Here is a 21,093-nt window from a genome sequence, read left to right as displayed (position 1 = left end):
TTTATGAAGACAGTAAAATCAACCATGATTGCCGTCAGGACTATTTAATGTAAGACTCTGCGGGGTAAAGCTTTATTTTTCAAATCTCATATTCAGAAGGTCATATGTTCAAAATATATCTCATCCTTGCCGTTTCTATCTGCGCCGAAACGCTGGCGACCACGATGATGAAAGCCTCCAACGGATTTACCCGCCTGATCCCGAGCATTATTGTCGTCGTGGGGTATTCAGTCTCGTTTTATGGCCTTTCTCAGGTCGTCAAAGTGATGAATATCGGTATCGCCTATGCTATCTGGGCGGGGATGGGGATTTTCCTGGTCTCTGCCATGTCATTCTTTTTCTACAAACAACGGCTGGATACGCCCGCGCTGATCGGCATGGCGTGTATCGCCATCGGCATCATCATTATTCAGCTCTGTTCCAAATCGGTAACACATTAACATTTCCTGATATTACTCCCCGCAAAATGATCGCTGCCGGCCTGACGGCCGGTTTCTTCACTGCGTAGCAACTTAGTTACAACATACCTAAATGTGGAAGGATTTTCTGATCGGCGTTATCTGTATGTGCCTTTTTCGTTTGCGGCGCCGGATGCCTCTGTAGCCCGCATCGCAGGCGGGGACTGGCTTATTCGTCCGACAGATAAGAAATACCCTAACAGTCATTATGAAAATGCCTTGACCCTGTGATAGTGATCACGTTTATTACGTTCTAATAACAAAACAACATACCCGAAATAATTCGAATTGCAGGAAGGCGGCAAGCGAGTGAATCCCGATGAGCTTACTAAAGTAAGTGATTCGGGTGAGCAAGTGCAGCCAACGCATCTGCAATTTGAAGAATGAAGGGGATAAGGATAATAAATGACTGAGTGCACATCAGCTGACACCCGGCCAGACACGTCTGCTTTCCGCCGCTGGCTGGCGGTCTTTTCACTCGCTTGCGGCACGTTCGTGCTGGTTAATACTGAATTTCTGCCGATCGGCTTGCTTTCGCCGATCGCGCAGTCTCTGGGCGTAACCGAAGGTCACGCCGGGCTGGCGGTCATGCTGCCCGGTATCATTGCGGCGATTTCCGCCCCCCTGATTATGCTGTTCGCCAAAAAAATGGATCGCCGCACCTTGCTGTTGCTGCTTTCAGCCACGGTGATCCTGGCAAACGGGATTGCGGTGATGGCGGAGTCGTTCAACATTTTGCTGATCGGACGCATTATTCTCGGCGTCGGGGTCGGCGGCTTCTGGTCGTTTGCCATTCCGTCAGGACGGCGGCTGGTGGCGGAAGAGCAGGGCGCACGCGCCATTTCGCTGATCACCGCAGGCGTGGCCGTCGGCACCGTCGCGGGGGTGCCGGCAGGCGCCTTTATCGGCGATCTGTTCGGCTGGCGGATGGCGTTTACGCTTAACACCGTGCTGGCGCTGGTGTTCTTCATTCTGCAATGGCTGGCGCTGCCTTCGTTACCGGCGCAGCAATCCATCGGCCTGCGCGCCATGCTGGGCGTCACGAAAGTGGCAGGGATCCGCTATGCGCTGATCATCGGCGTCTTTATGGCGGGCGGCCATTTCGCGGCCTACACCTACCTCGAGCCGTGGCTGCGGTTCAACCTGCAACTCTCTGCCAGCAATATTTCTCTGCTGCTGATGGGGTACGGCGTCGCCGGGCTGATCGGCACACTCACCACTGAAATTACCGTGCGGGAATTCGGTGTGAAGCGGGCCTTTATGCTCAACATGCTGCTGCTCAGTCTCTCGGTTCTGGTGCTGTCGCTGTTTAACGTGCCGTTGCCTCTGGCCAGTGCGCTGGTGATTTTGTGGGGACTCGCGTTTGGCGCACTGCCGGTGTGTCTGAATATCTGGACGTATCAGGCGTCGCCTGCCTTATTTGAAACCGGTTCGGCGCTGCTGGTGTGTGTGTTTCAGACGTCACTGGCGCTGGGCGCGCTGTTTGGCGGGATCCTTGCGGACAGCGCCGGTGTCAGCAGCGCCTTTTTGCTGGGAGGAGTACTGACCCTGCTGGCGGGCATCACGATTTTCCTGTCGCGCCCGCAACCGGTCACCCTGCACGGGGCGAAAGAATGATCTGACGGACGATCAGGAAATCTTTCCACATATCAATATTTGTCCTTCTGAAGCCCGCGCATTGCGGGCTTTGTTTGATATCAGACTCTCTCTTTCGCATAGTGCCGGTAAATAACGCCATTTTTTCATTAGGTTATTTCTTTTTCGTATTTGCTCAACGTGTAGTGCTTTGAAACACTGGGGTCTTTGTTGAAGCGACTTCAACGTTTTCATTATTCACGGAAAGAGTAAACCTGTATGCGCATAGCAATAAAACTTTCAGTTCTGGCGTTATCTCTGGTTGGCGCGCTGGCGCTGAGTGGTTGTGATCAAAAATCTAATGAGCATCACATCAAGGTCGGTATCAGTGCCGGTATCGATCAGCAAATGTGGGAAACCATCAAGAAAACCGCCAAAGACAAATACAACCTCGATGTCGAAGTGGTCACCTTCAACGATTTCGTGTTACCTAACTCCGCGCTGAGCAGTGGCGATATCGACGTCAATTCTTTCCAGCATCGTCCGTATCTGGATAAGCAAGTCAAAGAGCGCGGCTACAAACTGGTGGAAGTGGGGAAAACCTTCGTTTATCCGATCGCCGGTTACTCCCGCAAAATTAAATCCCTCGACCAGTTAAGCGATAACGCGCAGGTGGCGGTGCCAAATGATCCGACCAATCTCGGGCGTTCACTGCTGTTGCTGCAAAAAGTCGGGCTGATCAAACTGAAAGACGGCGTCGGCCTGCTGCCTACTTCGCTGGATATCATCGAAAATCCGAAACACCTGAAGATAGTTGAAATCGAAGCGCCACAACTGACCCGCGCCATCGACGACGACAAAATCGAGCTGGCGATTATCAACACCACCTATTCAGGCCAGGTCGGGCTGACGCCGGGCAAAAACGGGTTGTTTGTGGAAGACAAAGATTCGCCGTATGTGAACATCATCGTGGCGCGTGAAGACAACAAAGACAGCCAGACAGTAAAGGAACTGCTTCAGGCTTATCATACGGACGCGACAGTCAAAGCGGCGGATGAAATCTACCACGGGGATGCGGTGAAGGGCTGGTAAGTCAGGCAGGGAAGAGGCAATATCATTGAATCCTGAGATTATAAAATCCCAGGATTCAATGTGGGGTATTATCAGATATCGTTCAACATCTGCGAACGCTGATTCATGTTATTGAATACGGCGCTTTTCACACGGGCACAAATGAGTGTCTGTTTATCTTTTAATTCAAGCGCAAACATCTCTTTGGAATCTTTGTTAATCAGCGAGGCATTAGTTTTGTAAACGGCGTACGCCTCATTGAGCTGACTAAATTGTTGCTTATAAACACTGAAAGCCTGTTTATCCAGCGTTTGAAGCGCTTTGAACTCAGTGTAGCAGCGGTTGTTAAGCGCTGACGGGTCCTGCTCAGCGGTCCTGGCCGTTGGTTGCGCGCACCCTGTTAAAAAGGCCGCAGCCAGAAACACTGACAGACACGCAAAATGCTTATTCATTATGGCCGGTTCCTTCATCCGATTATTCTCAGTTAATTCCGGCTACTATATTCAGAAGTTTACATAATTGGAAATTATGATTACAGATAATCAATCATTACCGGTGAATAATTTTAGTCGCGTGAAACTGCATGTTTATTCAAAGTAGAACCACGCCGTTTTAATCAGCCCATTTTCCACTTCAAATACAGCGATGCTGTTCACCGGCTGGTCATAAATCCCGTAAATCATTTCATGATCGAAGACTTTGTTGCCCAGCACGGTGCGTGAAACCAGTTCAGCGCGCAACGCCTTATTATTGAACCGGTGGTTTTTATAAAACATTTCGAGCGCCGTTTTGCCTTCCAGTGAAGGCGACAAATTTGGCATTCGGTATGCGACAAAGTCGTCACTGTAGCAGGCCACAAAGGCAGCCAGATCGTGTTGATTATAAGCCTGGAACTGCTTTTCTACCGGGATAACGGCGTCCATTTATCATCACTCATTATGAATTATTATCTATTAATAACGCATATTAATTCATAGAAAGAGGCGTGGCAATCGAGGGGAAACAAAAAAGGCCGCCGTAGCAGCCTGACAGGTAAACGATGCGGCGATCAGCACACGCCAAAATCACCGTCTTCATGATAGAGATCGACGGAATCCGCAGGGACTTCGATTTCCTTTTGGGAGAAATCGTCTGCGCGGGCGCACCACAAGGTGTCACCATCAACACGCAGTACCAACATCTTCGGGCCGCCGGTTTTTGACTGAACGAGATCTTGCGGTTTAAACATCTTTTATTTCCTCTGTTTTCAATGGGTTTCTAATTTTGGGAAAGGGGTCGTGCAGGCCGCATAGCCCGGCCATCCTCGCGGTTCACTGATGAGAAGCTATACTTAATATCAATGTAATACAAACCGGAGGAAAACATGACCATTCATAAGAAAGGACAGGCGCACTGGGAAGGCGATATTAAACACGGGAAAGGTTACATCTCTTCTGAAAGTGGTGCCCTGAAAGATCAGCCGTATGGATTCAACACCCGTTTTGAAGGCAAACCCGGCACCAACCCGGAAGAACTGATTGGCGCGGCGCACTCCGCCTGCTTCTCGATGGCGCTCTCCCTGATGCTGGGCGAAGCGGGACACACGCCGGAAAGTATCGATACGGTCGCAGATGTTTCACTGGATAAAGTGGATGGCGGCTTCGCGATCACCAAAATCGCGCTCGACAGCAAAGTGAAGCTGCCGGGGATCGACAAAGATAAGTTTGATGAAATCATCAAAAAAGCCAAAGCCGGATGCCCGGTTTCGCAGGTACTGAAAGCGGAAATCACGCTGACCTACCAGCTGGAAAACTGATGATTTAACGGAAAATATGTTTCTGAAAAAGAAAAAGCCACGCGATCGTTGCGTGGCTTTTGTGTTATTAGCAGATAAGCAATCCGCTGAGGCCGCCATGCATAAGGTATGACGGCCAGCTCCGTTACTCCGGCGCGCCGTCGCTTCCCTGTTGTGACGGCCATTTCCAGTTGCGGACTTCCGGTAAATCCTCGCCATATTCCCGTACGTAACGATGGTGAGCGGCGATTTTCTCCTGCAAGTCATCCAGAATATCGTCCGCTTTGCCTTGCAGTTTCTCCGTATGCACAATGGCTGCCTGCGCCAGATGGAAGCGATCCAGCTCGTTGAGGACCGTCATATCAAACGGCGTGGTGGTGGTGCCTTCTTCCATAAAACCGCTGACGTGGAAATTGCGGTGATTATTACGCTGATAGGTTAAACGGTGGATCAGGCTCGGATAGCCGTGGAAGGCGAAAATCACCGGTTTGTTCTGCGTGAAGATATCGTCGAACGCCGCCTCGCTCAGTCCGTGAGGATGCTGTTCCTCTGTCTGCAATGCCATGATATCCACCACGTTCACCACCCGCACGCTGAGATCCGGCAGATATTCCCGCAACAGATCGACGGCGGCCAGCGTCTCCATGGTTGGCACATCCCCCGCGCAGGCCATCACCACATCGGGTTCGGTGCCGTCCTGCTCATTGCCCGCCCACGGCCAGATGCCCATACCGGTCGCACAATGCGCGGCGGCTTCTTCCGCTGACAGCCACTGCGGCGCAGGTTGTTTACCGGCCACAATCACGTTGATGCGGTCCCAGGTTTGCAGGCAGTGATCCGCCACCCACAGCAGCGTATTGGCATCCGGCGGCAGATAAATCCGCACGATGTCGGCTTTCTTGTTAGCGACGTGATCCATAAAACCCGGATCCTGATGGCTGTAGCCGTTGTGATCCTGCCGCCAGACATGGGAGGAAAGCAGATAGTTGAGCGACGAAATCGGCTGTCGCCACGGCAGTTTGCGCGTCACTTTCAGCCATTTGGCGTGCTGGTTAAACATCGAGTCGACGATATGAATAAAGGCTTCATAGCAGTTGAACAGCCCGTGCCGTCCGGTGAGCAGATACCCTTCCAGCCAGCCCTGACACTGATGTTCACTGAGAATTTCCATCACCCGGCCCTCCGGTGACAGCTGCTCATCGTAAGGTTCGATCTCTTCCAGCCAGGTGCGGTCAGTGACATCAAACACATCGCTGAGCCGGTTAGAGGCGGTCTCATCCGGGCCGAACAGGCGGAAATTATCGTGATTGAGGGTAAAGATATCCGCCAGATAGCGGCCGAGCATTTCCGTCGATTGCACCTGCGGTTCGCCGCGCGAGGTGAGCGTTACCGCGAATTTCGCCAGTTCCGCAGGCACCAGTTCGCGTCGCAGCCTGCCACCGTTGGCGAAAGGTGATGCGCCCATGCGTTTATCGCCCTGTGGCGCCAGCGCGCGCAAATCCGGTTGCAGCCGCCCCTGCTCATCGAATAAATCCTCAGGCTGGTAGCTGCGCATCCAGTCCTCAAGAATTTTACGGTGCTCGTCGTTTTCACGGCAGGAGGAAACCGGCACCTGATGCGCACGCCAGAAACCTTCGACTTTTTTGCCATCAACAGTTTTTGGCCCGGTCCAGCCTTTCGGACTGCGCAGAACGATCATCGGCCAGCGCGGCACGCCCTGGGTCGGCGTACCGGCGCGGGCGCGCTGCTGATGATCTTTAATGATATCCAGCGCAATGTTCAGCGTCCGCGCCATCTGAATATGCATCTGTTCCGGTTCGTGGCCGCTGACGAACAACGGCTCGTAGCCGTAACCGGAAAACAGCTGGCGCAGATCTTCATCGCTCATGCGTCCGAGAATGGTCGGGTTAGCGATTTTATAGCCGTTAAGATGCAGCACCGGCAGCACCGCGCCGTCGCGTACGGCATTGAGGAATTTAATCCCATGCCAGCTTGAGGCCAGCGGGCCGGTTTCGGCTTCCCCGTCGCCAATGACGCAGGCGGCAACCAGATCCGGGTTATCAAACACCGCCCCGAAAGCATGCGACAGCGAATAGCCTAACTCGCCGCCTTCGTTAATCGAACCGGGGGTTTCAGGTGCGGCATGACTGGGAATGCCACCGGGAAACGAAAACTGCCTGAACAGTTTTTGCATGCCGCTGGCATCCTCGCTGATATCGGGGTAAATCTCGCTGTAGCTGCCTTCCAGCCAGGTATTGGCCACCATCCCCGGTCCGCCATGTCCGGGGCCGCAGATATAAATGACATCCAGATCCCGCTGACAGATAGCCCGGTTGAGATGGGCATAGATAAAGTTCAGTCCCGGCGTGGTGCCCCAGTGACCCAGCAGCCGTGGTTTGATGTGCTCAGGTTTCAGCGGCTCCCGCAGCAGCGGGTTATCCATCAGGTAGATTTGTCCGACAGAGAGGTAATTTGCCGCCCGCCAGTAGCGGTCAACTTGTCTGAGTTCCGCTTCTGCGGACTGCGGTGAAGAGGGTTGCGTCATCGTTTTCCTCCGGTTTTTCTGCTGGGGGTGTCTTTTAACCCTAATAGAAAAATGCGATCCCGGCCAAGTTGACGGGGGTGTGAACTCTGACAACTCGCGCAAGATCAGCTATAGATACTGTGCATTGCCTTAAAAACTAAAATAATTTACCGGGGTAAAAATGAAGGACGAAAACGAAAAAACAGGATTAATCGGACTGGCCATCGGTGCCGCCGTGATGGGACTGATTACCAGCAGAACGATGATCTGCCGGGAAAGCATTGTTGAGGAATTACGACGACTCGGACGCAAAAAAGGGGACGGGCTGGAGGATGAAATTTTTGTGCAGGCGGCGCTGCTGGTGAGTAAGGGACTGTGAAAAGCGGAGGGGGAAACAAAGAAAGCCCGGACAGGGCTTTCTTTGCTGAGGTTACTTGCGACCTAAAAGCAGGCCCAGCACCACGCCAATCGCACCGGCGGCAATCAGTCCCGACAGCGGATTCTCTTTGATCTTATCCGCCACATCAGAAACCACTTCACCCGCCTGCGCGGAATATTTGCGGGCAGCACCTTTCAGCTGGTGTTTAGGAGAATCGACAAAATCTCCAAATTGCTTTTGTGCCTCACCGGCGAACTGGTTAACCGTGTTTTCTATTTTATCTTCCACACGGTTAGGATCTTTATCAAAGTCTTGTGATGACATATCGCGCTCCTTTTTGGGTGGAATTTAAGTCTAGCCGAAAAGTCAGGATCTGCATGGCCTGCCAGCCGGATGCCGACAGATATCAGACTTTTCTTGCCAGCAACGTCGCAAAGCGCAGCTTGTAGCGGTCGCCGTTTTCGTCACGTTTATGCAGTTCGCCCACCTCTTCGTTGTATTTCACAATCTCCCAGCCTTGATAATAATTACGTAATTCTTCCGGCCGGAAGGTAAACGGGAAGGGCAGCGGACACGGGTAATCCGGGCTGTCCATCGCCGCGACAATCAGGTTGTAGCCGCCGGTTTTGGTGGCGGCATGCATATCGGCAATGATGTGCGGAATGCTGTCACGTTGCAGGAACATCATCACCACGGTGGAAAAGATAAAATCATAGTCGCCGCCGAAACGATGAGTGTTCAGATCCTGTTCGCTGATATGGATATGTTGCAGGGATTCGGCCGCAATAATCTCATTCACTTTTGCGACGCTTAACGGGTTGTTGTCCCAGCCCGTGACATCAAAGCCTTTCAGGTTGAGATACAGCGAGTTACGCCCGCTGCCACAGCCCAGATCCAGCGCCTTGCCGGGCTGAACATACTGTGCGGCGTGGAGGATTTCAGAGTGGGTACGGGTCAGGCCGTATTTTTCGGTGTAATAGTCTTCTGGCGCAAGTGGCTGAGTCATTCCGTGGTTTCCTAAAAAGTGAATCGAATACCGCGATTATCCTCCAAACTGGCGTCAGCGCCATGACTCTTAAGGATCAGCAGGCGGGTTATTCATAACCGTATTGGAAAGAGAAAATTTATCCATTGTGCTTTTTTCGTAAGTTAAATTTCTGTTATCGTGAAGGTTAACACTCAGCCTGTCCTGGAAAACCTCAATGCTTTTAACCCTCGTTTATCGCAGCCACATCAGTGAGTCTGTGCAGCCTGCCTCGCTGGACGATATGGTGTCGCGCGCCAACGTTAAAAATGAAATATCCGGCATCACCGGTATTCTGCTTTTTGATGGTACGCATTTTTTCCAGTTGCTCGAAGGGCCTGAAGAGGCCGTTGATGCCATATATCAGACGATTTGCCGGGATCAGCGCCATAATAATGTCGTCACTCTTATGCGCGATTACGCGCCCTCACGCCGCTTCGGCAATGTGGGAATGGAAATTTTTGACCTCAGACACCATCACGAAGATGTCGTCCTGCAGGCGGTTCTGGATAAAGGAACGTCCAAATATCGGCTGACTTATGAAGACCGTGCGCTTCAATTTTTATGTACCTTTGTGCAGGCGCGGGAAAAGGAAAATTATCTCGAAATCCTGCCCGCCAGTACGTGGTCTTTCATCGCCGATGAGCCACTGAAACCGGAGGCAGGGTTACTCTTTCCTGAGATGCAGGATTACAGCTTCACATTTCAACCGGTCGTTGATCCGCTAAGCCGCGAGATTATCTCCTGGGAGGCCAATCTGTGCGGTCCGGGGGGGCGTTCTCCGATGGAATATTTTTCCACGCTTTCCCGCACCACCATTTATGAAGCCGATCTGAAATCTAAAAAACTGGCTTTTGCGCTGGCACAAAAGATGGGGCTCAGCGATAACACGCTGTCCATCAAACTTTTGCCGATGACGTTATCCCGATTGCCGGATGCGGTGGATTTTTTGGTTGAGGAAATCACGGCGCATGGTCTGGTGCCGGAGCAAATCGTGGTGGCCATCACAGAGAATGGCGTCGTCACCCGCGAAGAGAGTTTCACCCGTGCGCTGAAGCAGCTCAAAGCCTCAGGAATGCGTCTGGCGATTGATGACTTCGGCGCAGGATCGGCGGGGTTGCTGCTGCTGACCCAGAGCCAGCCTGACAAAATTATGATTGATCGCGAGATGATTTGTGACATCCACACCAGCGGTTCGAAACAGGCCGTGGTACAGGCCATAATCAGATTTTGCTCTGCATTGGAAATTTCAGTGATTGCGACGGGTGTAGAAAAGCCGGAAGAATGGATGTGGCTCGATGCGGCAGGGGTGTGTAATTTTCAGGGCGCGTTGTTTGCTGCGCCAAGGCTCAATGGCGCGCCGGTGGTGACCTGGCCGGAAGTTAAATCGGAATATCCGTCCGGCATCCTTAACCTGTAATATCCTTATTATGATGAAGGTATTCTGAGTAGCATTATATAAATCAGTCCGCTAAACAGGCTCTGTTTGCGGACTGATTCACCAATTCCTGTCCCCACGCCGTTGATAGCTTAAATCGTATCATCGTCCGGCGTGCGGTAAACCACGTATTCAAGGGCTTCTAAGTAAATATTCTGCTTGCTGTCGTCACTTTCCTGCTCAATTCTCTGGATTAAACAAAGAATAATGTCTTTATGGGTGACCTGTTGTTTATGCTTTTTTAAATTATTATAAATACGGATGACGGTTTCATTGCCGAGCAGAAGTTCCGGATCTTCCGTCAGAATATAATCCGCCAATTTCACATGAGTATAAGACACATCTTGCATTTTAATACCCTCCGCACTTGCTGTTGATGAGAATGCACGCCAGATTTAACACTGAGCGTGAAGATGATTAAATGAACCCGCGGTTATCAGACAGTGAAATCATCGGGCGTCATGCCCACCACCATTTCCAGTGCACTGCGCAGAATATCTAATTGCACGACATCCGTCGTGCATTCAAGCCGGGTTATCAGATGTAAAATAATGGCCTTATTAGTCACTGTGCCTTTCTCGGCCAGAATCTGACGAATAGCGGCACCTAATACTTCTGTTTCGCTTAAAAAGAGTTCGCCGGCTTTGCTAAAATATTGATACACGTCTGAATTACGCACAGAGTCTGTCACTGACTGTGAGGGATTTAATGACATCGAATCGCTATGGCTTGCGGCATACGCGTTTGATGTATCAATGTTTTTTCTGGTCATCGGACGGCCCTTCAGCATTGAAAAAGTGTCGTACATTGTCGACGTCCCGCACCTCATAACTGATTCGCGCACGCTTATCAGCCAGATCATGGCGGATCTCATTAATAATCCGTTCGCAGGCACTTTTTCGATTTATGTTGTCTGCGCTTACAGCCATAAACTGTAACTGCGCAATGAGTCGGTCGGTGGATATTGGACTTTTTGATTTAAGCAAGGAAATAACAGCCTCACCTATCAGCTTATCAGTCAGTCTTTCTTCATTACTTCTATACATATTAGCAGCCTCTGAATATACGCCGGCCAAAGGTCTTGGGCAGATTAGCTTCAGGTTCAGAGTAAGTATTCTACGCCTTAAGGCATAAAATAGGGGTAGGCCGTGAATGAATCATGCCCGCATAATATGTCGAACTGAAATGCTATGAAGCCAATCGTTGCACTACGAAATTAATTAAAGAGGATCATGAATCCCGCTCAAGAACCAGACGGATAAGCTTCATATAATGCTTTTCCTCTTCTTCACTGCCAGCGGCTTCAACACGATTTAAAAGTTTTGAACATAACGCTTTGCGATTAAGGTTCTTTCCTGCCTGCAGAATTTCAACGACAACGCGACCCATGGATTCCTCTTCAGAAAATACCTGATTATATAAGGAAGATGACATGTCCGGAGACATCCCGTTGTGTCTGTTCTGACGCATATTTAACCCTTATGTTAATAGATGTGTGAGTAATGATTACCAGTGTGATTATAAAGTTATACAAGATGGGCGAAGTTGTACAGGTATTTTCAGGAAAAAAAAGCCGGTGATGCCTGAGACTCGGATTTATCTGAACTCAGGCCGGAGGGCGTCCTGAGATTCAGCGCAGCAGGTGTCGGTCGGTCTGCCGGTAAAGATAACTGCCGATGCCATGCAGCGGGTCGCCTTCGAAACCGACTTTCTCCATACCGATTTTTTGCAAAACGCGCTGTGATGCCAGATGATTTTCACGCACCGTGGCGGAGATCCGCGTGATGCCCAGTTTCTCAAAACCGGTGTTAAGTGACGCACTGGCAAATTCTGTCGCCAGCCCTTTTCCCCACGCGGATGTCGCAAACCGATAGCCGAGGAACACCCGGTGATTTTCGTAGCCTTCACGCACGCCAAGACCGCCAAAACCGATAATTTCCTCCGGATTATGACTCCGCGCAATCGCCCAGTGTCCGAAACCGTGATCCCGCCATTCCTGTAACCAGCCGTTCAGTTTTTCTTGTGCCGCTGCCCTATCCGCAAGCGGGCCACGCGGATTAAACAGATGGGTTTGCGGATCACCGTAAATGGCAAAAAGTGAACCGACATCTTCAGCCTCCACCGGCCTGAGCCGCAACCGCGATGTTTCGATGATCATAATGAACATTTCCCTTCCGTTAGCTGAATTAAATCTTAGCCTGAGCGGGGAAGAGTGCCAGCCTGCTTTTGCAGAAAATCAATAAACCGCCGCACCTTTTCCGGCACGTGGCGGGTGTTGGGATAGAGCGCAAAAATGCCCTGTGGCGGAAAACGATGATCGGGCAGCAAAGGGCATAAACGTTGCGCGTCGATTTCCGGCTGCACCAGCCAGTCTGGCAGCAGGGCGACGCCTGCGCCTGCCAGCGCAAACGCCAGTAACGCCGAGGCGCTGTCCGCTACAATGGCGGGCGGAGTGGTCACGCGAAACGGGTTTGGTTTTCCCGCCCTGTCGGTTACCGGCCAGTTCATCGGCAGCGGCAGGCGACTGTGGGCGATCCATCTGGCCTGCGCCAGTTGCGCAAGCGTTTCAATTTTTCCTGCCTGCTGTAAATACGGTGCAGAGGCCACGGGGCGTATTTCAAAACTGCCGAGTGTGGCGGCATGGTGACTTGAATCGGCGAGCTGGCCGAGACGGATCGCCAGATCAAAGCGTCCGGCGATCAGGTCATCGTGTTGTGAAGACGCGACATGCTGAATGCGCAGTTGCGGATGCAGGGCAGCAAAGGCCGCCAGCGCCGGAACCACCACCCGCGCGCCGTATTCCGGCGTACTGGTGATCCGCAACTGGCCGCTCAGTCCGCCGTGATCGCGCCGCACGTCGTCCAGCACCGCTTCGGCTTCCTGCAATAAATCCTGACAACGCTGATAAAAACGTTCGCCCGATCCCGTCAGCGCCAGCCGCCGTGTGCTACGGGTCAGCAGGGCGACGCCAGTTTCACTTTCCAGCTGCTTCACATTAAAACTCACTACCGCTTTGGTCAGCCCGAGTGAGGCCGCCGCGCCGGTAAAACTGCCTGCGTTAACCACCGCGACAAAAATCTCCAGCCGTTGCAAATTCAGCATGTCACGCTTCCTTACTGTCAAAATTATTTTGACAGTGTAACTGTGCCGCGCCCGTTTATCCCGGACAATATCTCCGGTAGATTGCCCGCCTTAACCAACCGTGGATGAGTGCAGATGAGTCACAGGGCGCGGGTTGCCGCGGTGTATTTGCTGGGTTTTTTCGTTGATCTGATCAACATGTTTATCGCTAACGTGGCGTATCCCGGTATCGCGCGGCAGTTTGCTGCGCCGGTCAGTGCGCTGGCCTGGGTCAGTACCGGCTATATTCTGGGCCTGACGCTGGTTATTCCGCTCAGCCGCTGGCTGGCTGTGCATTTTGGCGCAAGGCGGATATTCACCTGTTCGCTGATGATTTTTATGCTTGCGTCAGCGGGCGCGGGAAGTGCGCAGAGTCTGGTTTCGCTGATCAGCTGGCGTATTGTGCAGGGGATCGGTGGTGGGCTGCTGATCCCGGTCGGCCAGACGCTGACCTATGCGCTGTACCGCAGCCATGAACGCGCCCGACTTTCGGCGGTGATCATGCTGGTCGGGCTGCTGGCTCCGGCGCTTTCCCCGGCCGTCGGCGGCATTATCGTGGACAGCTTCAACTGGCGTTGGGTATTTATCGCCAGTTTGCCGCTGGCATTTCTGGCGTGGATCCTGGCGCTTTGCTGGCTGCCAGAAACGCCGCGTGAACCGGCAGGGCGGTTCGATCTCAAAGGATTTGCGCTGCTGAATGGCGGACTGGCGCTGGTGTTATGGGGGCTGACGTCGCTGGGTGAAAACAGTGAATGGCTGAGCGGCAGCGTTTTATTGCTGGCGGGTGCCTGTCTGATGACGATGTTTGTGCGGATATCGCGAAAACACCCTGCGCCGTTGCTGGATCTGACGCTGATGAAAGATCCGCTGCTGCGCACCGGTATGCTGATTTATCAGTGCATTCCCGGCGTGTTTACCGGCGTCAGCCTGATCGCCATGCTGTATCTGCAAAATGAGCAGCATTTCACGGCGGCGCAGTCGGGCGCGCTGATGTTGCCGTGGTCGCTGGCGTCGTTTGCTGCCATCAGTTTTACCGGCAAAATGTTTAACCGGATCGGGCCGCGGGCGCTGTTCATTCCCGGCTGCCTGATTCAGGGCGCGGGCATTGGCTTGCTGGCACTGCTCAGCGGGTTTCCCGCACAATCCTGGCTGGCGATCGCGGCGTTCACGCTGATGGGGGCGGGCAGCAGTTTGTGCAGCAGCACGGCGCAAAGTGGCGCGTTTTTGCATATTCCGACGCAGCAACTGGCCGATGCCAGCGCGTTGTGGAACATCAACCGCCAGCTGAGTTTTTGTCTTGGCGTGACGCTGGTCAGCGTGATGCTGAATATTTTGCAGATTTACCTGCCGCAATCTGCCTTCCGGCTGGCGTTTATTTTTGCCGCCGTCAGCGTTATGGTGCCGGTCGTGTTGTGCCTGCGGTTGCCGGGCCGTGACATTGTGCAGGTACGGCATCAACAGGAACTTCAAAAGGAAAGAAAATGAATCGTTTTGTGAAAGAAGTGTTTGATGCGCATGTGTTAATTCAGCGCTGGTTCTCAGACGCCGCGGCACCTCAGCAGGTTTGTGACGAGCTGCTGGCGCGTTTTAGTCCGGCCTATTCGATGGTGACCCTCACCGGCCACCGTCTGGATCATCCGGCACTCTGTGCCTTTTTCGGCGCGCAGCGGGGCGCGAAAAGCGGGCTGAAAATTGATGTGGAAGCACTGGTCGTTATTGCAGAAAGTGAGTCTGGCGCGGTCGTTACCTATCAGGAACGCCAGCAGTTGCCCGGCCAGCCGGAAACGTTACGTTATTCGACGGCAGTGTTTGAGGTGGACGCACAAGGGAAAATTCTGTGGCGTCATCTGCATGAAACACAAGCAGCCTGATCGCGTATAAAAAAACGGCCTTCCGTGAGGAAAGCCGTTTGAGCCTGCAAAAGTGATTACTTCGTCAGGGTTTTTCTGACTTCGCTGACGTCTTTGGCCGTGACCGCCGGTGCATTGTTGCTCCAGCCCTGACGGATGAAGGTCGACAACTGCGCCGCTTCTTCGTCGGTCAGACGGTTGGCAAAGCCCGGCATCACCAGCGTTGACGGTGCCCGCGCGGTGGAGGGTTGCTGAGCGCCCGCAAGGATCGTGTGGATCAGCCCGGTCGGGTCTTTCGCATTCACAATCGTGGCCTGATCGAGTTGCGGGAACACGCCCGGTGCGCCTTTGCCGGTGACAAAGTGGCAGGCACCGCAGTTATCCAGATACAAACGCTCGCCTTCACTGAGGTTTTTCGCCGCCGTCAGTCTGGCTTCAGTCGCGCTGGCTTTCTGCGTATCCTCTGCCGGAACCGGCGGATTGCCGCCCAGGAACTTGATGTAAGCGGCGATGGCTTTCAGGTCGTCGTCGGTCATGTGGGCGGTACTGTTTTCCACCACAGACGTCATTTCACCGCCAACGGCCGCCTTGTCATTACGCCCTTTGCCGAGATAATCAACGATCTCCTGCTCGTTCCAGTGCGCCACGCCGCGCAGGGAAGGCACATCCCAGTTATTCAGGCTGCCGCCCGCCAGGAAATCAGAGTCGCTGCTGTCCAGCGCCTTTTCGTTCATGCCGAATCCGCGCGGGGTATGACAACTGCCGCAGTGCCCGAGACTTTCCACCAGATACGCGCCGCGGTTCACCTGCGCCGATGCGCCGCCGATCGGCTGGAACGGCTTGTCAGACGCGAACGCCCAGTTCCAGAACCGCATGCCCCAGCGCTGGCTGAACGGGAAACTCAGATCCGTTTCCGGTGGCTGCTCTGCACTCGGTTTTACGCCCTGCATAAAGTAAACGTAGAGCGCGTGCATATCCTGATCGTTGATTTTGGCGTAATCCGGATAAGGCATGGCCGGATACAAACGGGTGCCGTCCGGCAGAACGCCTTTACGCACCGCATCCGAGAACTGCGCTTCGCTATAACCGCCAATCCCGTGGTCTTTATCGGGGGTAATGTTGGTGGAATAAATGGTGCCGAGATTGGAATTGATCGCCAGCCCGCCGGAAAACGCCGGTTTGCCCGCCACCGTATGACAGGCACCGCAGTCGCCCAGACGCGCCACATACTCGCCCTGTTTGATCAGTGCCGCGTTGTCAGGTTGTGCATTGGTATCCGCCTGCGCATTCGCCATAAAACCTGCGCCCAGAAGCAGGGCGTTAGCGATAAATAAACCTTTGAGTTTCATTGTGTTCATCTCCGCTTAAGCCTGAACCAACGGGCCGGGGTTTTTCAGATACTGATCTTTAATTGCCTGCGCCGCCATCAGGGTGATCGCACCGATGGTATCGGTCGGGTTGGCCTGGAAGTTTTGCGGGAAGGCGTTGCCGCCCGGCACAAACACGTTATGCACATCCCAGCTTTGCAGGAACTTGTTCAGCGCAGACGTTTTCGGGTTATCGCCCATCACCGCGCCGCCCACGTTGTGCGTCGACACGTATTTGGTCAGGTCAAAATGCGCGTCCATCGGCAGGAAGCTTTCGCTGTAGCTGTCCGGGTTCAGTTCTTTGGTGATATTGCCGACGATGCCTTTCAGGTATTGCTGCAATTTGAGCTCGTTCTGTTTCCAGTCGAAGGTCATACGCAGCAGCGGATAGCCATATTCATCTTTGTAGTTCGGATCGAGATCCAGATAAATGTCGCGATAAGACTGGCAGGTGGTGGTGATGCTGATTTTCATCGAATGGCCGTACCACTCTTCCATGCCTTCTTTCCAGCCGGTGCCCCACGCTGGCGTGCCTTTTGGCAGCGAGGTGCTGATTGGCGTGCCGGTGGCCTGCGAACTGTGGATTTTCGCACCGCCGATAAAGCCTAAAGAAGGGCCGTCAAAGTTGCCCGGAGAGATGTCGTTGAACATCTGTCCGGTCGCGCCTGCCGTGGCGAACGGATTGAAGTTTTTATCTTTGAAGAACAGCGTCGAGCCGCCGTTGCTCAGGAACGCATAGTTACGGCCAATCACGCCTTCTTCGGTGATCGGGTTGTACGGTTTGCCGATCCCGGACAGCAGCATCAGGCGCACGTTGCAGAACTGGAAGCTGCTCAGCACCACGATTTTCGCTGGCTGGAAGCACTCGTTGCCGTCTGCGTCCATGTAGATCACGCCTTTGGCGGTTTTCTTGTCATCATGCAGTTCAACTTTCAGCACGTTGGCATGGACTTCATAGGAGAAGTTATCCATGCGTTTCAGTGCGTCCATGACGGCCGTCTGCGGCGACGCTTTCGAGTAGTTCAGGCACGGATATTTACTGCAATAACCGCAGTAGTTACACGGCGCGATCTGGTTGCCGTACGGGTTGGTCCAGGCGCGGGATACGCAGGCCGACGGGTTCGGGAACGGGTGGTAACCCATCTTTTTGGTGACTTCCGCAAACATGCTGCTGTTAAGCGTGTCTTCCAGCGCAGGCAGCGGATACGGCTCGGAACGCGGCCCTTCGAACGGGTCACCGCCTTCCATAATCTGACCGCGCAGGTTGCCGGTTTTACCGGACTGTCCGCAGATATGCTCAAATTTGGTGTAATAAGGTTCGATTTCATCCCAGGTGAACGGGAAATCCATGATCCGCATGTCTTCCTGCAAGATGCCCGGCTTGTAAGCCTCATCCGCGTAGGTTTTGAGTTTTAAATCGGTCGGTGTCGGGCGAATCAATACCGCCGTCCAGTGCAGACCGGAGCCGCCAACGCCGGTACCCGGCGCAAACGCGCCCCATTTACGGGTCGGCAGGGCCGTTTCACTCATGTTGTAACGCACGGTGACAGCGGCTTCTGCCGGTGTCGCCATCACTTTGTTGCGTACCGCGTAGGCGTATTCGTCCGCCGGTTTCGGGTAAGCGAATTCTTCGTAGCCGCGATCGCCGCCGCGTTCAAGCGCGCGAACCGTCAGGCCCGCCATCGCCAGCTCGATACTCATCAGTGAGCCAGCCCAGCCGAGGCCGACAACAACGACGTCGACTTCTGGTTTCGTTACTTTTGCCATCTTAAATCCTGTCAGTCATCAGAAAAGGGGAATAGGGCGAGGCACTCAGGCACGCGCGCCCTGCAGGCTCACGGGTCCCAGCGGATACGGGACGTTGTGCTGCTTAACCCACTCGGTGAAACTGGCGCGAGCGCCGGGGAATCCGATGGCAATCCACGCCTTCATCCCTTTGTTTCCGCCATAAATCGGGTCTGCCAGATAGCCGTGTTTGGTATCTGAAAGCAGTTCGCTGAAGAATTGCGAAGCGACGAGATTTTCTTCGCCTGCGTCCGCAAACTTAATGCCGTTTTTCTGAAGCTGAGTCAGGACGTTGTCTTTGTCCTGATCGTTCAGCTCATGGAAGGCTTTCTGATGATTTTGCTGACACCAGCCGTTCGCAATACGAATGCCGGTTTTATAGATTTGCTGCGGGCGGAACGGGATCTGATATCCCATCGTGGCCGGAGCATGTACGTTGAACGGACCCTGCATGTAGATTTCTTCGCCGAAATCGCCGTGCATCTGCTGATCGATAAAAATCGGCACGTTAGTTTCGAGTGCGCCCGGTGCTTTGCCTTTGCCGCCTGCGGGGATCAGCCGGTCAGCGGCGGCCATAATGAACTGCCACTCTTCGGCGCTGAAAAATATCGGTTTATAATCGAGTAAGTCCGGGGCAGCCATTTCCGCAGCTTCTGCCGCTGACAGCCCTTTCATCATGATGGTGCCGACAGGCAAAGCCATCAGCGACCCAAGTAAAAACTTGCGACGGGTTGTTTTTTTTTGAAGGAGCATAGAATTACGACTCTCACATGCCTGATGTTAAGTTTGGGTTAATTATTATTATTTTTGGGTACAAATTTATAATATCACCGCTACATCCAAAATAAATGAATAAATTCCATAGGGAGTGTGGGGTGGGCAATATTTGCGGGCAGGGAAGACATAAGATTTGATTTAAAATCATTTAAAAACAATGTGATGTGATTTTCACTCTCCTCTGTTATCAGCCGTGGAATTAGCATTGATTATCAAAATGACTTTTAAATTCTCAGGGTTAAAATTAGAACAATATAATTCCATGAGGAAAGTTCCTGTTATTTGTTGTTTGAAATGTTAGCTAACATTCACAACAAATAAGAATGAATTTCAATTTCGGATAATAATTCAGCCCGGCTGCTGCTGAGAAAGGGAAGGGTGTTCAGGTCAAAAGTGAGTGCTGAAGTATGTGCGGGTTTAAGTATGGGTGTGGTTTGCTAAACCCCCTCCCTGCCACCCGCTTCGCAGGGGGAGGAGCTGAAAACCGGGCTGCTCACTCCCCTGCGAAGGGGAGGGCTGGGGTGGGGTATTAAGGTCAAAAGTGAGTGCTGAAGTGTGCGCGGGTTTGGGTATGGGTGTGGTTTGCTAAACCCCCTCCCCGCCTCCCCCTTCGCAGGGGGAGGAGCTGAAAACCGGGCTGCTCCCTCCCCTGCGAAGGGGAGGGCTGGGGTGGGGTATTAAGGTAAAAGTGAGTGCTGAAGTGTGCGCGGGTTGGGGTATTGGAGTGGTCTGCTAAACCCCCTCCCTGCCTCCCCCTTCGCAGAGGGAGGAGCTGAAAACCCTAAGCTGACTCCCGAATCACCAGCCGGTAACCCATATCGACAATCGGTTCTTCAACCGCGATGCCTTCAATTTTATCCGCCAGCATATCCGCTGCACGGATGCCTAAATCCCATTTTTCGACACTGACGGTGGTTATCGCCGGGCGGTTATGGGCGGCAAAGTTCAGGTCCGCGAAACCGATCACCGAGAAATCCTCCGGTACGCGCAAACCCTGTGCCTCTGCCTCCATGATCGCGCCCTGTGCCAGCGTGTCGGAACTGCAAATGATGGCGTCGAAAGGTGCGCCGGTGGCAAGCAGTTGCCTGAGGGCGTGGCGTCCGACTTCCATGTTCGCCGGACGGGAGACGATCACTTCTTTAATGTCGTGTCCGGAGATCGTCCGCAATACGCTGATGGCGCCGTTTTTCCGCACCATGGCGCGGCGGTCCGATGCACAGATGAAACCAAAACGCGTAAAGCCTTTATCGCGAAAATAGTCACCGATGGCATTGCCGACTTTTTCGTGTGAGAAACCAATCAGCATATCAATCGGCGTGGGCGTTAAATCCCAGATCTCCACCACCGGAATATTGGCGTTGAGGATGATGCGTTTCAGTTCCGAGGTGTGATGAATCCCGGTCAGCACAATGCCATCGGGGCGGCGGGAAAGCAGGGTGGAGACGATGTCGGTTTCATCTTCCGGCTCATAGCCGACAATGCACAACAGCATGTGATAGCCGCGGGCGGCGAGCTGGTCGCTGATGGCCTGCACGGTATCGACAAACATGTTGTTGTTGATCTGCGGGACCACCACGGCGATGAGTTTGGTGCGGCTGGTTGCCAGTCCGCCTGCCAGCATATTCGGGATATAACCGGTGCTGCTGACCGCTTCTATCACGCGGGCAATGGTGGCCGGACGCACGACTTTGGGATTGTTCAGCGCACGGCTGACGGTCATCGGGGAGAGACCGGCGGCCTGTGCGACATCCTCGAGCGTGGCCGTACGGGAACGGCCTTTATGATTTTTTATTTTAGTATTCAAAACGTTAACCACGGCATTCTGGCGTCATAAGGGGAATGTTTGCGCAAACATTGTTAGTTTCTCATATTGTCCCCTGTCTGGGTAAGTGTAAATGTTAACTTCTTGTTGCGGGGCTCACCTTCGCCACTTATTTATTCGCGCGAATTA

23 protein-coding genes are annotated in these 21,093 nt (G+C 53.1%); 8 read left to right on the top strand and 15 right to left on the bottom strand.

Going from position 1 to position 21,093, the window contains the following annotated elements:
- Window positions 1–104 precede the first annotated feature (104 nt).
- From J9880_RS22995 to metQ, 3 genes are all read left to right on the top strand, one after another.
- Window positions 105–440, top strand: coding sequence for a DMT family transporter (locus J9880_RS22995; RefSeq protein ID WP_095925370.1), 336 nt, complete (start codon window positions 105–107; stop codon window positions 438–440).
- A 423-nt stretch (window positions 441–863) separates the two neighbouring features.
- Window positions 864–2,075 (top strand): MFS transporter, encoded by a 1,212-nt coding sequence (locus J9880_RS22990; RefSeq protein WP_131694345.1) that lies wholly within the window; start codon window positions 864–866, stop codon window positions 2,073–2,075.
- A 237-nt stretch (window positions 2,076–2,312) separates the two neighbouring features.
- Complete coding sequence (metQ, locus tag J9880_RS22985; RefSeq protein WP_232770900.1) at window positions 2,313–3,125, top strand: methionine ABC transporter substrate-binding lipoprotein MetQ; 813 nt, start codon at window positions 2,313–2,315, stop codon at window positions 3,123–3,125.
- Window positions 3,126–3,196: 71 nt separating this feature from the next.
- On the opposite strand, the gene J9880_RS22980 is transcribed toward metQ, so the two are convergent.
- From J9880_RS22980 to J9880_RS22970, 3 genes are all read right to left on the bottom strand, one after another.
- Window positions 3,197–3,556, bottom strand: a complete 360-nt coding sequence (locus J9880_RS22980; RefSeq protein ID WP_131694344.1) for an outer membrane protein assembly factor BamD — start codon at window positions 3,554–3,556, stop codon at window positions 3,197–3,199.
- 135 nt (window positions 3,557–3,691) lie between these two features.
- Entirely contained in the window at window positions 3,692–4,027 is a 336-nt protein-coding gene (locus J9880_RS22975) for a nuclear transport factor 2 family protein (protein WP_232770899.1), read from the bottom strand.
- A gap of 125 nt (window positions 4,028–4,152) precedes the next feature.
- Window positions 4,153–4,332, bottom strand: coding sequence for a DUF2158 domain-containing protein (locus J9880_RS22970; protein WP_131694342.1), 180 nt, complete (start codon window positions 4,330–4,332; stop codon window positions 4,153–4,155).
- A 135-nt stretch (window positions 4,333–4,467) separates the two neighbouring features.
- On the opposite strand from J9880_RS22970, the gene J9880_RS22965 reads away from it, so the two are divergent.
- On the top strand, window positions 4,468–4,899 hold the full coding sequence (locus tag J9880_RS22965; RefSeq protein WP_095925364.1) for an OsmC family protein: 432 nt from the start codon (window positions 4,468–4,470) through the stop codon (window positions 4,897–4,899).
- 124 nt (window positions 4,900–5,023) lie between these two features.
- Here the strand turns inward: J9880_RS22965 and J9880_RS22960 are convergent, their stop codons facing one another.
- Window positions 5,024–7,423: a phosphoketolase family protein gene (locus J9880_RS22960; RefSeq protein WP_232770898.1), complete on the bottom strand. Its 2,400-nt coding sequence runs from the start codon at window positions 7,421–7,423 to the stop codon at window positions 5,024–5,026.
- A 160-nt stretch (window positions 7,424–7,583) separates the two neighbouring features.
- Here J9880_RS22960 and J9880_RS22955 point away from each other — a divergent pair, with 160 nt between their 5' ends.
- Entirely contained in the window at window positions 7,584–7,781 is a 198-nt protein-coding gene (locus J9880_RS22955) for a hypothetical protein (protein ID WP_095925362.1), read from the top strand.
- A 51-nt stretch (window positions 7,782–7,832) separates the two neighbouring features.
- Here J9880_RS22955 and J9880_RS22950 read toward each other — a convergent pair whose 3' ends face one another.
- Together J9880_RS22950 and tehB are read right to left on the bottom strand one after the other, a co-directional pair.
- A complete protein-coding gene (locus J9880_RS22950) occupies window positions 7,833–8,105 on the bottom strand; it encodes a DUF883 family protein (protein WP_232770897.1) in 273 nt (90 codons plus the stop codon).
- 82 nt (window positions 8,106–8,187) lie between these two features.
- Window positions 8,188–8,787 carry a tellurite resistance methyltransferase TehB gene (tehB, locus tag J9880_RS22945; protein WP_232770896.1) on the bottom strand — a complete coding sequence of 200 codons (600 nt, stop codon included), beginning with the start codon at window positions 8,785–8,787 and terminating at the stop codon, window positions 8,188–8,190.
- 196 nt (window positions 8,788–8,983) lie between these two features.
- On the opposite strand from tehB, the gene J9880_RS22940 reads away from it, so the two are divergent.
- A complete protein-coding gene (locus J9880_RS22940; RefSeq protein ID WP_232770895.1) occupies window positions 8,984–10,225 on the top strand; it encodes a diguanylate phosphodiesterase in 1,242 nt (413 codons plus the stop codon).
- Window positions 10,226–10,335: 110 nt separating this feature from the next.
- On the opposite strand, the gene J9880_RS22935 is transcribed toward J9880_RS22940, so the two are convergent.
- From J9880_RS22935 to J9880_RS22915, 5 genes are all read right to left on the bottom strand, one after another.
- Window positions 10,336–10,593 carry a biofilm development regulator YmgB/AriR family protein gene (locus J9880_RS22935; RefSeq protein ID WP_095925358.1) on the bottom strand — a complete coding sequence of 86 codons (258 nt, stop codon included), beginning with the start codon at window positions 10,591–10,593 and terminating at the stop codon, window positions 10,336–10,338.
- Window positions 10,594–10,679: 86 nt separating this feature from the next.
- The gene (locus J9880_RS22930) at window positions 10,680–11,051 is read right to left on the bottom strand and encodes a biofilm/acid-resistance regulator YmgB/AriR (protein WP_408637248.1); all 372 of its coding nucleotides are present in this window, start codon (window positions 11,049–11,051) and stop codon (window positions 10,680–10,682) included.
- A gap of 422 nt (window positions 11,052–11,473) precedes the next feature.
- Entirely contained in the window at window positions 11,474–11,677 is a 204-nt protein-coding gene (gene ycgZ / locus J9880_RS22925; protein ID WP_232770894.1) for a regulatory protein YcgZ, read from the bottom strand.
- 196 nt (window positions 11,678–11,873) lie between these two features.
- Window positions 11,874–12,401, bottom strand: a complete 528-nt coding sequence (locus J9880_RS22920; RefSeq protein WP_232770893.1) for a GNAT family N-acetyltransferase — start codon at window positions 12,399–12,401, stop codon at window positions 11,874–11,876.
- A 35-nt stretch (window positions 12,402–12,436) separates the two neighbouring features.
- Window positions 12,437–13,345 carry a LysR family transcriptional regulator gene (locus tag J9880_RS22915; RefSeq protein ID WP_232770892.1) on the bottom strand — a complete coding sequence of 303 codons (909 nt, stop codon included), beginning with the start codon at window positions 13,343–13,345 and terminating at the stop codon, window positions 12,437–12,439.
- A 114-nt stretch (window positions 13,346–13,459) separates the two neighbouring features.
- On the opposite strand from J9880_RS22915, the gene J9880_RS22910 reads away from it, so the two are divergent.
- Together J9880_RS22910 and J9880_RS22905 are read left to right on the top strand one after the other, a co-directional pair.
- Window positions 13,460–14,848: an MFS transporter gene (locus tag J9880_RS22910; protein ID WP_232770891.1), complete on the top strand. Its 1,389-nt coding sequence runs from the start codon at window positions 13,460–13,462 to the stop codon at window positions 14,846–14,848.
- Window positions 14,845–15,234 (top strand): DUF4440 domain-containing protein, encoded by a 390-nt coding sequence (locus tag J9880_RS22905; protein ID WP_195817836.1) that lies wholly within the window; start codon window positions 14,845–14,847, stop codon window positions 15,232–15,234. Before J9880_RS22910 ends, J9880_RS22905 begins: the two co-directional genes overlap by 4 nt.
- 56 nt (window positions 15,235–15,290) lie before the next feature.
- Here the strand turns inward: J9880_RS22905 and J9880_RS22900 are convergent, their stop codons facing one another.
- From J9880_RS22900 to J9880_RS22885, 4 genes are all read right to left on the bottom strand, one after another.
- Window positions 15,291–16,562, bottom strand: coding sequence for a c-type cytochrome (locus J9880_RS22900; RefSeq protein WP_408637247.1), 1,272 nt, complete (start codon window positions 16,560–16,562; stop codon window positions 15,291–15,293).
- A gap of 15 nt (window positions 16,563–16,577) precedes the next feature.
- Entirely contained in the window at window positions 16,578–18,347 is a 1,770-nt protein-coding gene (locus J9880_RS22895; RefSeq protein WP_095925350.1) for a GMC family oxidoreductase, read from the bottom strand.
- 45 nt (window positions 18,348–18,392) lie between these two features.
- Window positions 18,393–19,118 (bottom strand): gluconate 2-dehydrogenase subunit 3 family protein, encoded by a 726-nt coding sequence (locus tag J9880_RS22890; protein ID WP_095925349.1) that lies wholly within the window; start codon window positions 19,116–19,118, stop codon window positions 18,393–18,395.
- Window positions 19,119–19,923: 805 nt separating this feature from the next.
- Window positions 19,924–20,958 carry a LacI family DNA-binding transcriptional regulator gene (locus J9880_RS22885; RefSeq protein ID WP_232770890.1) on the bottom strand — a complete coding sequence of 345 codons (1,035 nt, stop codon included), beginning with the start codon at window positions 20,956–20,958 and terminating at the stop codon, window positions 19,924–19,926.
- Between the last annotated feature and the right edge of the window lie 135 nt (window positions 20,959–21,093).

This window comes from Rahnella victoriana, assembly GCF_021276285.1.
GTDB classification, from domain to species: domain Bacteria; phylum Pseudomonadota; class Gammaproteobacteria; order Enterobacterales; family Enterobacteriaceae; genus Rahnella; species Rahnella victoriana.
Note: the sequence above shows the minus strand (reverse complement) of the source record. Positions and strands in the feature narration are given on the sequence as shown.

What these genes read in the sequence shown, in the direction of transcription:
- J9880_RS22995 (WP_095925370.1), top strand. Translation starts at nt 105, where the DNA reads ATGTTCAAAATATATCTCATCCTTGCCGTTTCTATCTGCGCCGAAACG.
- J9880_RS22990 (WP_131694345.1), top strand. Translation starts at nt 864, where the DNA reads ATGACTGAGTGCACATCAGCTGACACCCGGCCAGACACGTCTGCTTTC.
- metQ (WP_232770900.1), top strand. Translation starts at nt 2,313, where the DNA reads ATGCGCATAGCAATAAAACTTTCAGTTCTGGCGTTATCTCTGGTTGGC.
- J9880_RS22980 (WP_131694344.1), bottom strand. Translation starts at nt 3,556, where the DNA reads ATGAATAAGCATTTTGCGTGTCTGTCAGTGTTTCTGGCTGCGGCCTTT.
- J9880_RS22975 (WP_232770899.1), bottom strand. Translation starts at nt 4,027, where the DNA reads ATGGACGCCGTTATCCCGGTAGAAAAGCAGTTCCAGGCTTATAATCAA.
- J9880_RS22970 (WP_131694342.1), bottom strand. Translation starts at nt 4,332, where the DNA reads ATGTTTAAACCGCAAGATCTCGTTCAGTCAAAAACCGGCGGCCCGAAG.
- J9880_RS22965 (WP_095925364.1), top strand. Translation starts at nt 4,468, where the DNA reads ATGACCATTCATAAGAAAGGACAGGCGCACTGGGAAGGCGATATTAAA.
- J9880_RS22960 (WP_232770898.1), bottom strand. Translation starts at nt 7,423, where the DNA reads ATGACGCAACCCTCTTCACCGCAGTCCGCAGAAGCGGAACTCAGACAA.
- J9880_RS22955 (WP_095925362.1), top strand. Translation starts at nt 7,584, where the DNA reads ATGAAGGACGAAAACGAAAAAACAGGATTAATCGGACTGGCCATCGGT.
- J9880_RS22950 (WP_232770897.1), bottom strand. Translation starts at nt 8,105, where the DNA reads ATGTCATCACAAGACTTTGATAAAGATCCTAACCGTGTGGAAGATAAA.
- tehB (WP_232770896.1), bottom strand. Translation starts at nt 8,787, where the DNA reads ATGACTCAGCCACTTGCGCCAGAAGACTATTACACCGAAAAATACGGC.
- J9880_RS22940 (WP_232770895.1), top strand. Translation starts at nt 8,984, where the DNA reads ATGCTTTTAACCCTCGTTTATCGCAGCCACATCAGTGAGTCTGTGCAG.
- J9880_RS22935 (WP_095925358.1), bottom strand. Translation starts at nt 10,593, where the DNA reads ATGCAAGATGTGTCTTATACTCATGTGAAATTGGCGGATTATATTCTG.
- J9880_RS22930 (WP_408637248.1), bottom strand. Translation starts at nt 11,051, where the DNA reads ATGTACGACACTTTTTCAATGCTGAAGGGCCGTCCGATGACCAGAAAA.
- ycgZ (WP_232770894.1), bottom strand. Translation starts at nt 11,677, where the DNA reads ATGTCATCTTCCTTATATAATCAGGTATTTTCTGAAGAGGAATCCATG.
- J9880_RS22920 (WP_232770893.1), bottom strand. Translation starts at nt 12,401, where the DNA reads ATGATCATCGAAACATCGCGGTTGCGGCTCAGGCCGGTGGAGGCTGAA.
- J9880_RS22915 (WP_232770892.1), bottom strand. Translation starts at nt 13,345, where the DNA reads ATGCTGAATTTGCAACGGCTGGAGATTTTTGTCGCGGTGGTTAACGCA.
- J9880_RS22910 (WP_232770891.1), top strand. Translation starts at nt 13,460, where the DNA reads ATGAGTCACAGGGCGCGGGTTGCCGCGGTGTATTTGCTGGGTTTTTTC.
- J9880_RS22905 (WP_195817836.1), top strand. Translation starts at nt 14,845, where the DNA reads ATGAATCGTTTTGTGAAAGAAGTGTTTGATGCGCATGTGTTAATTCAG.
- J9880_RS22900 (WP_408637247.1), bottom strand. Translation starts at nt 16,562, where the DNA reads ATGAAACTCAAAGGTTTATTTATCGCTAACGCCCTGCTTCTGGGCGCA.
- J9880_RS22895 (WP_095925350.1), bottom strand. Translation starts at nt 18,347, where the DNA reads ATGGCAAAAGTAACGAAACCAGAAGTCGACGTCGTTGTTGTCGGCCTC.
- J9880_RS22890 (WP_095925349.1), bottom strand. Translation starts at nt 19,118, where the DNA reads ATGCTCCTTCAAAAAAAAACAACCCGTCGCAAGTTTTTACTTGGGTCG.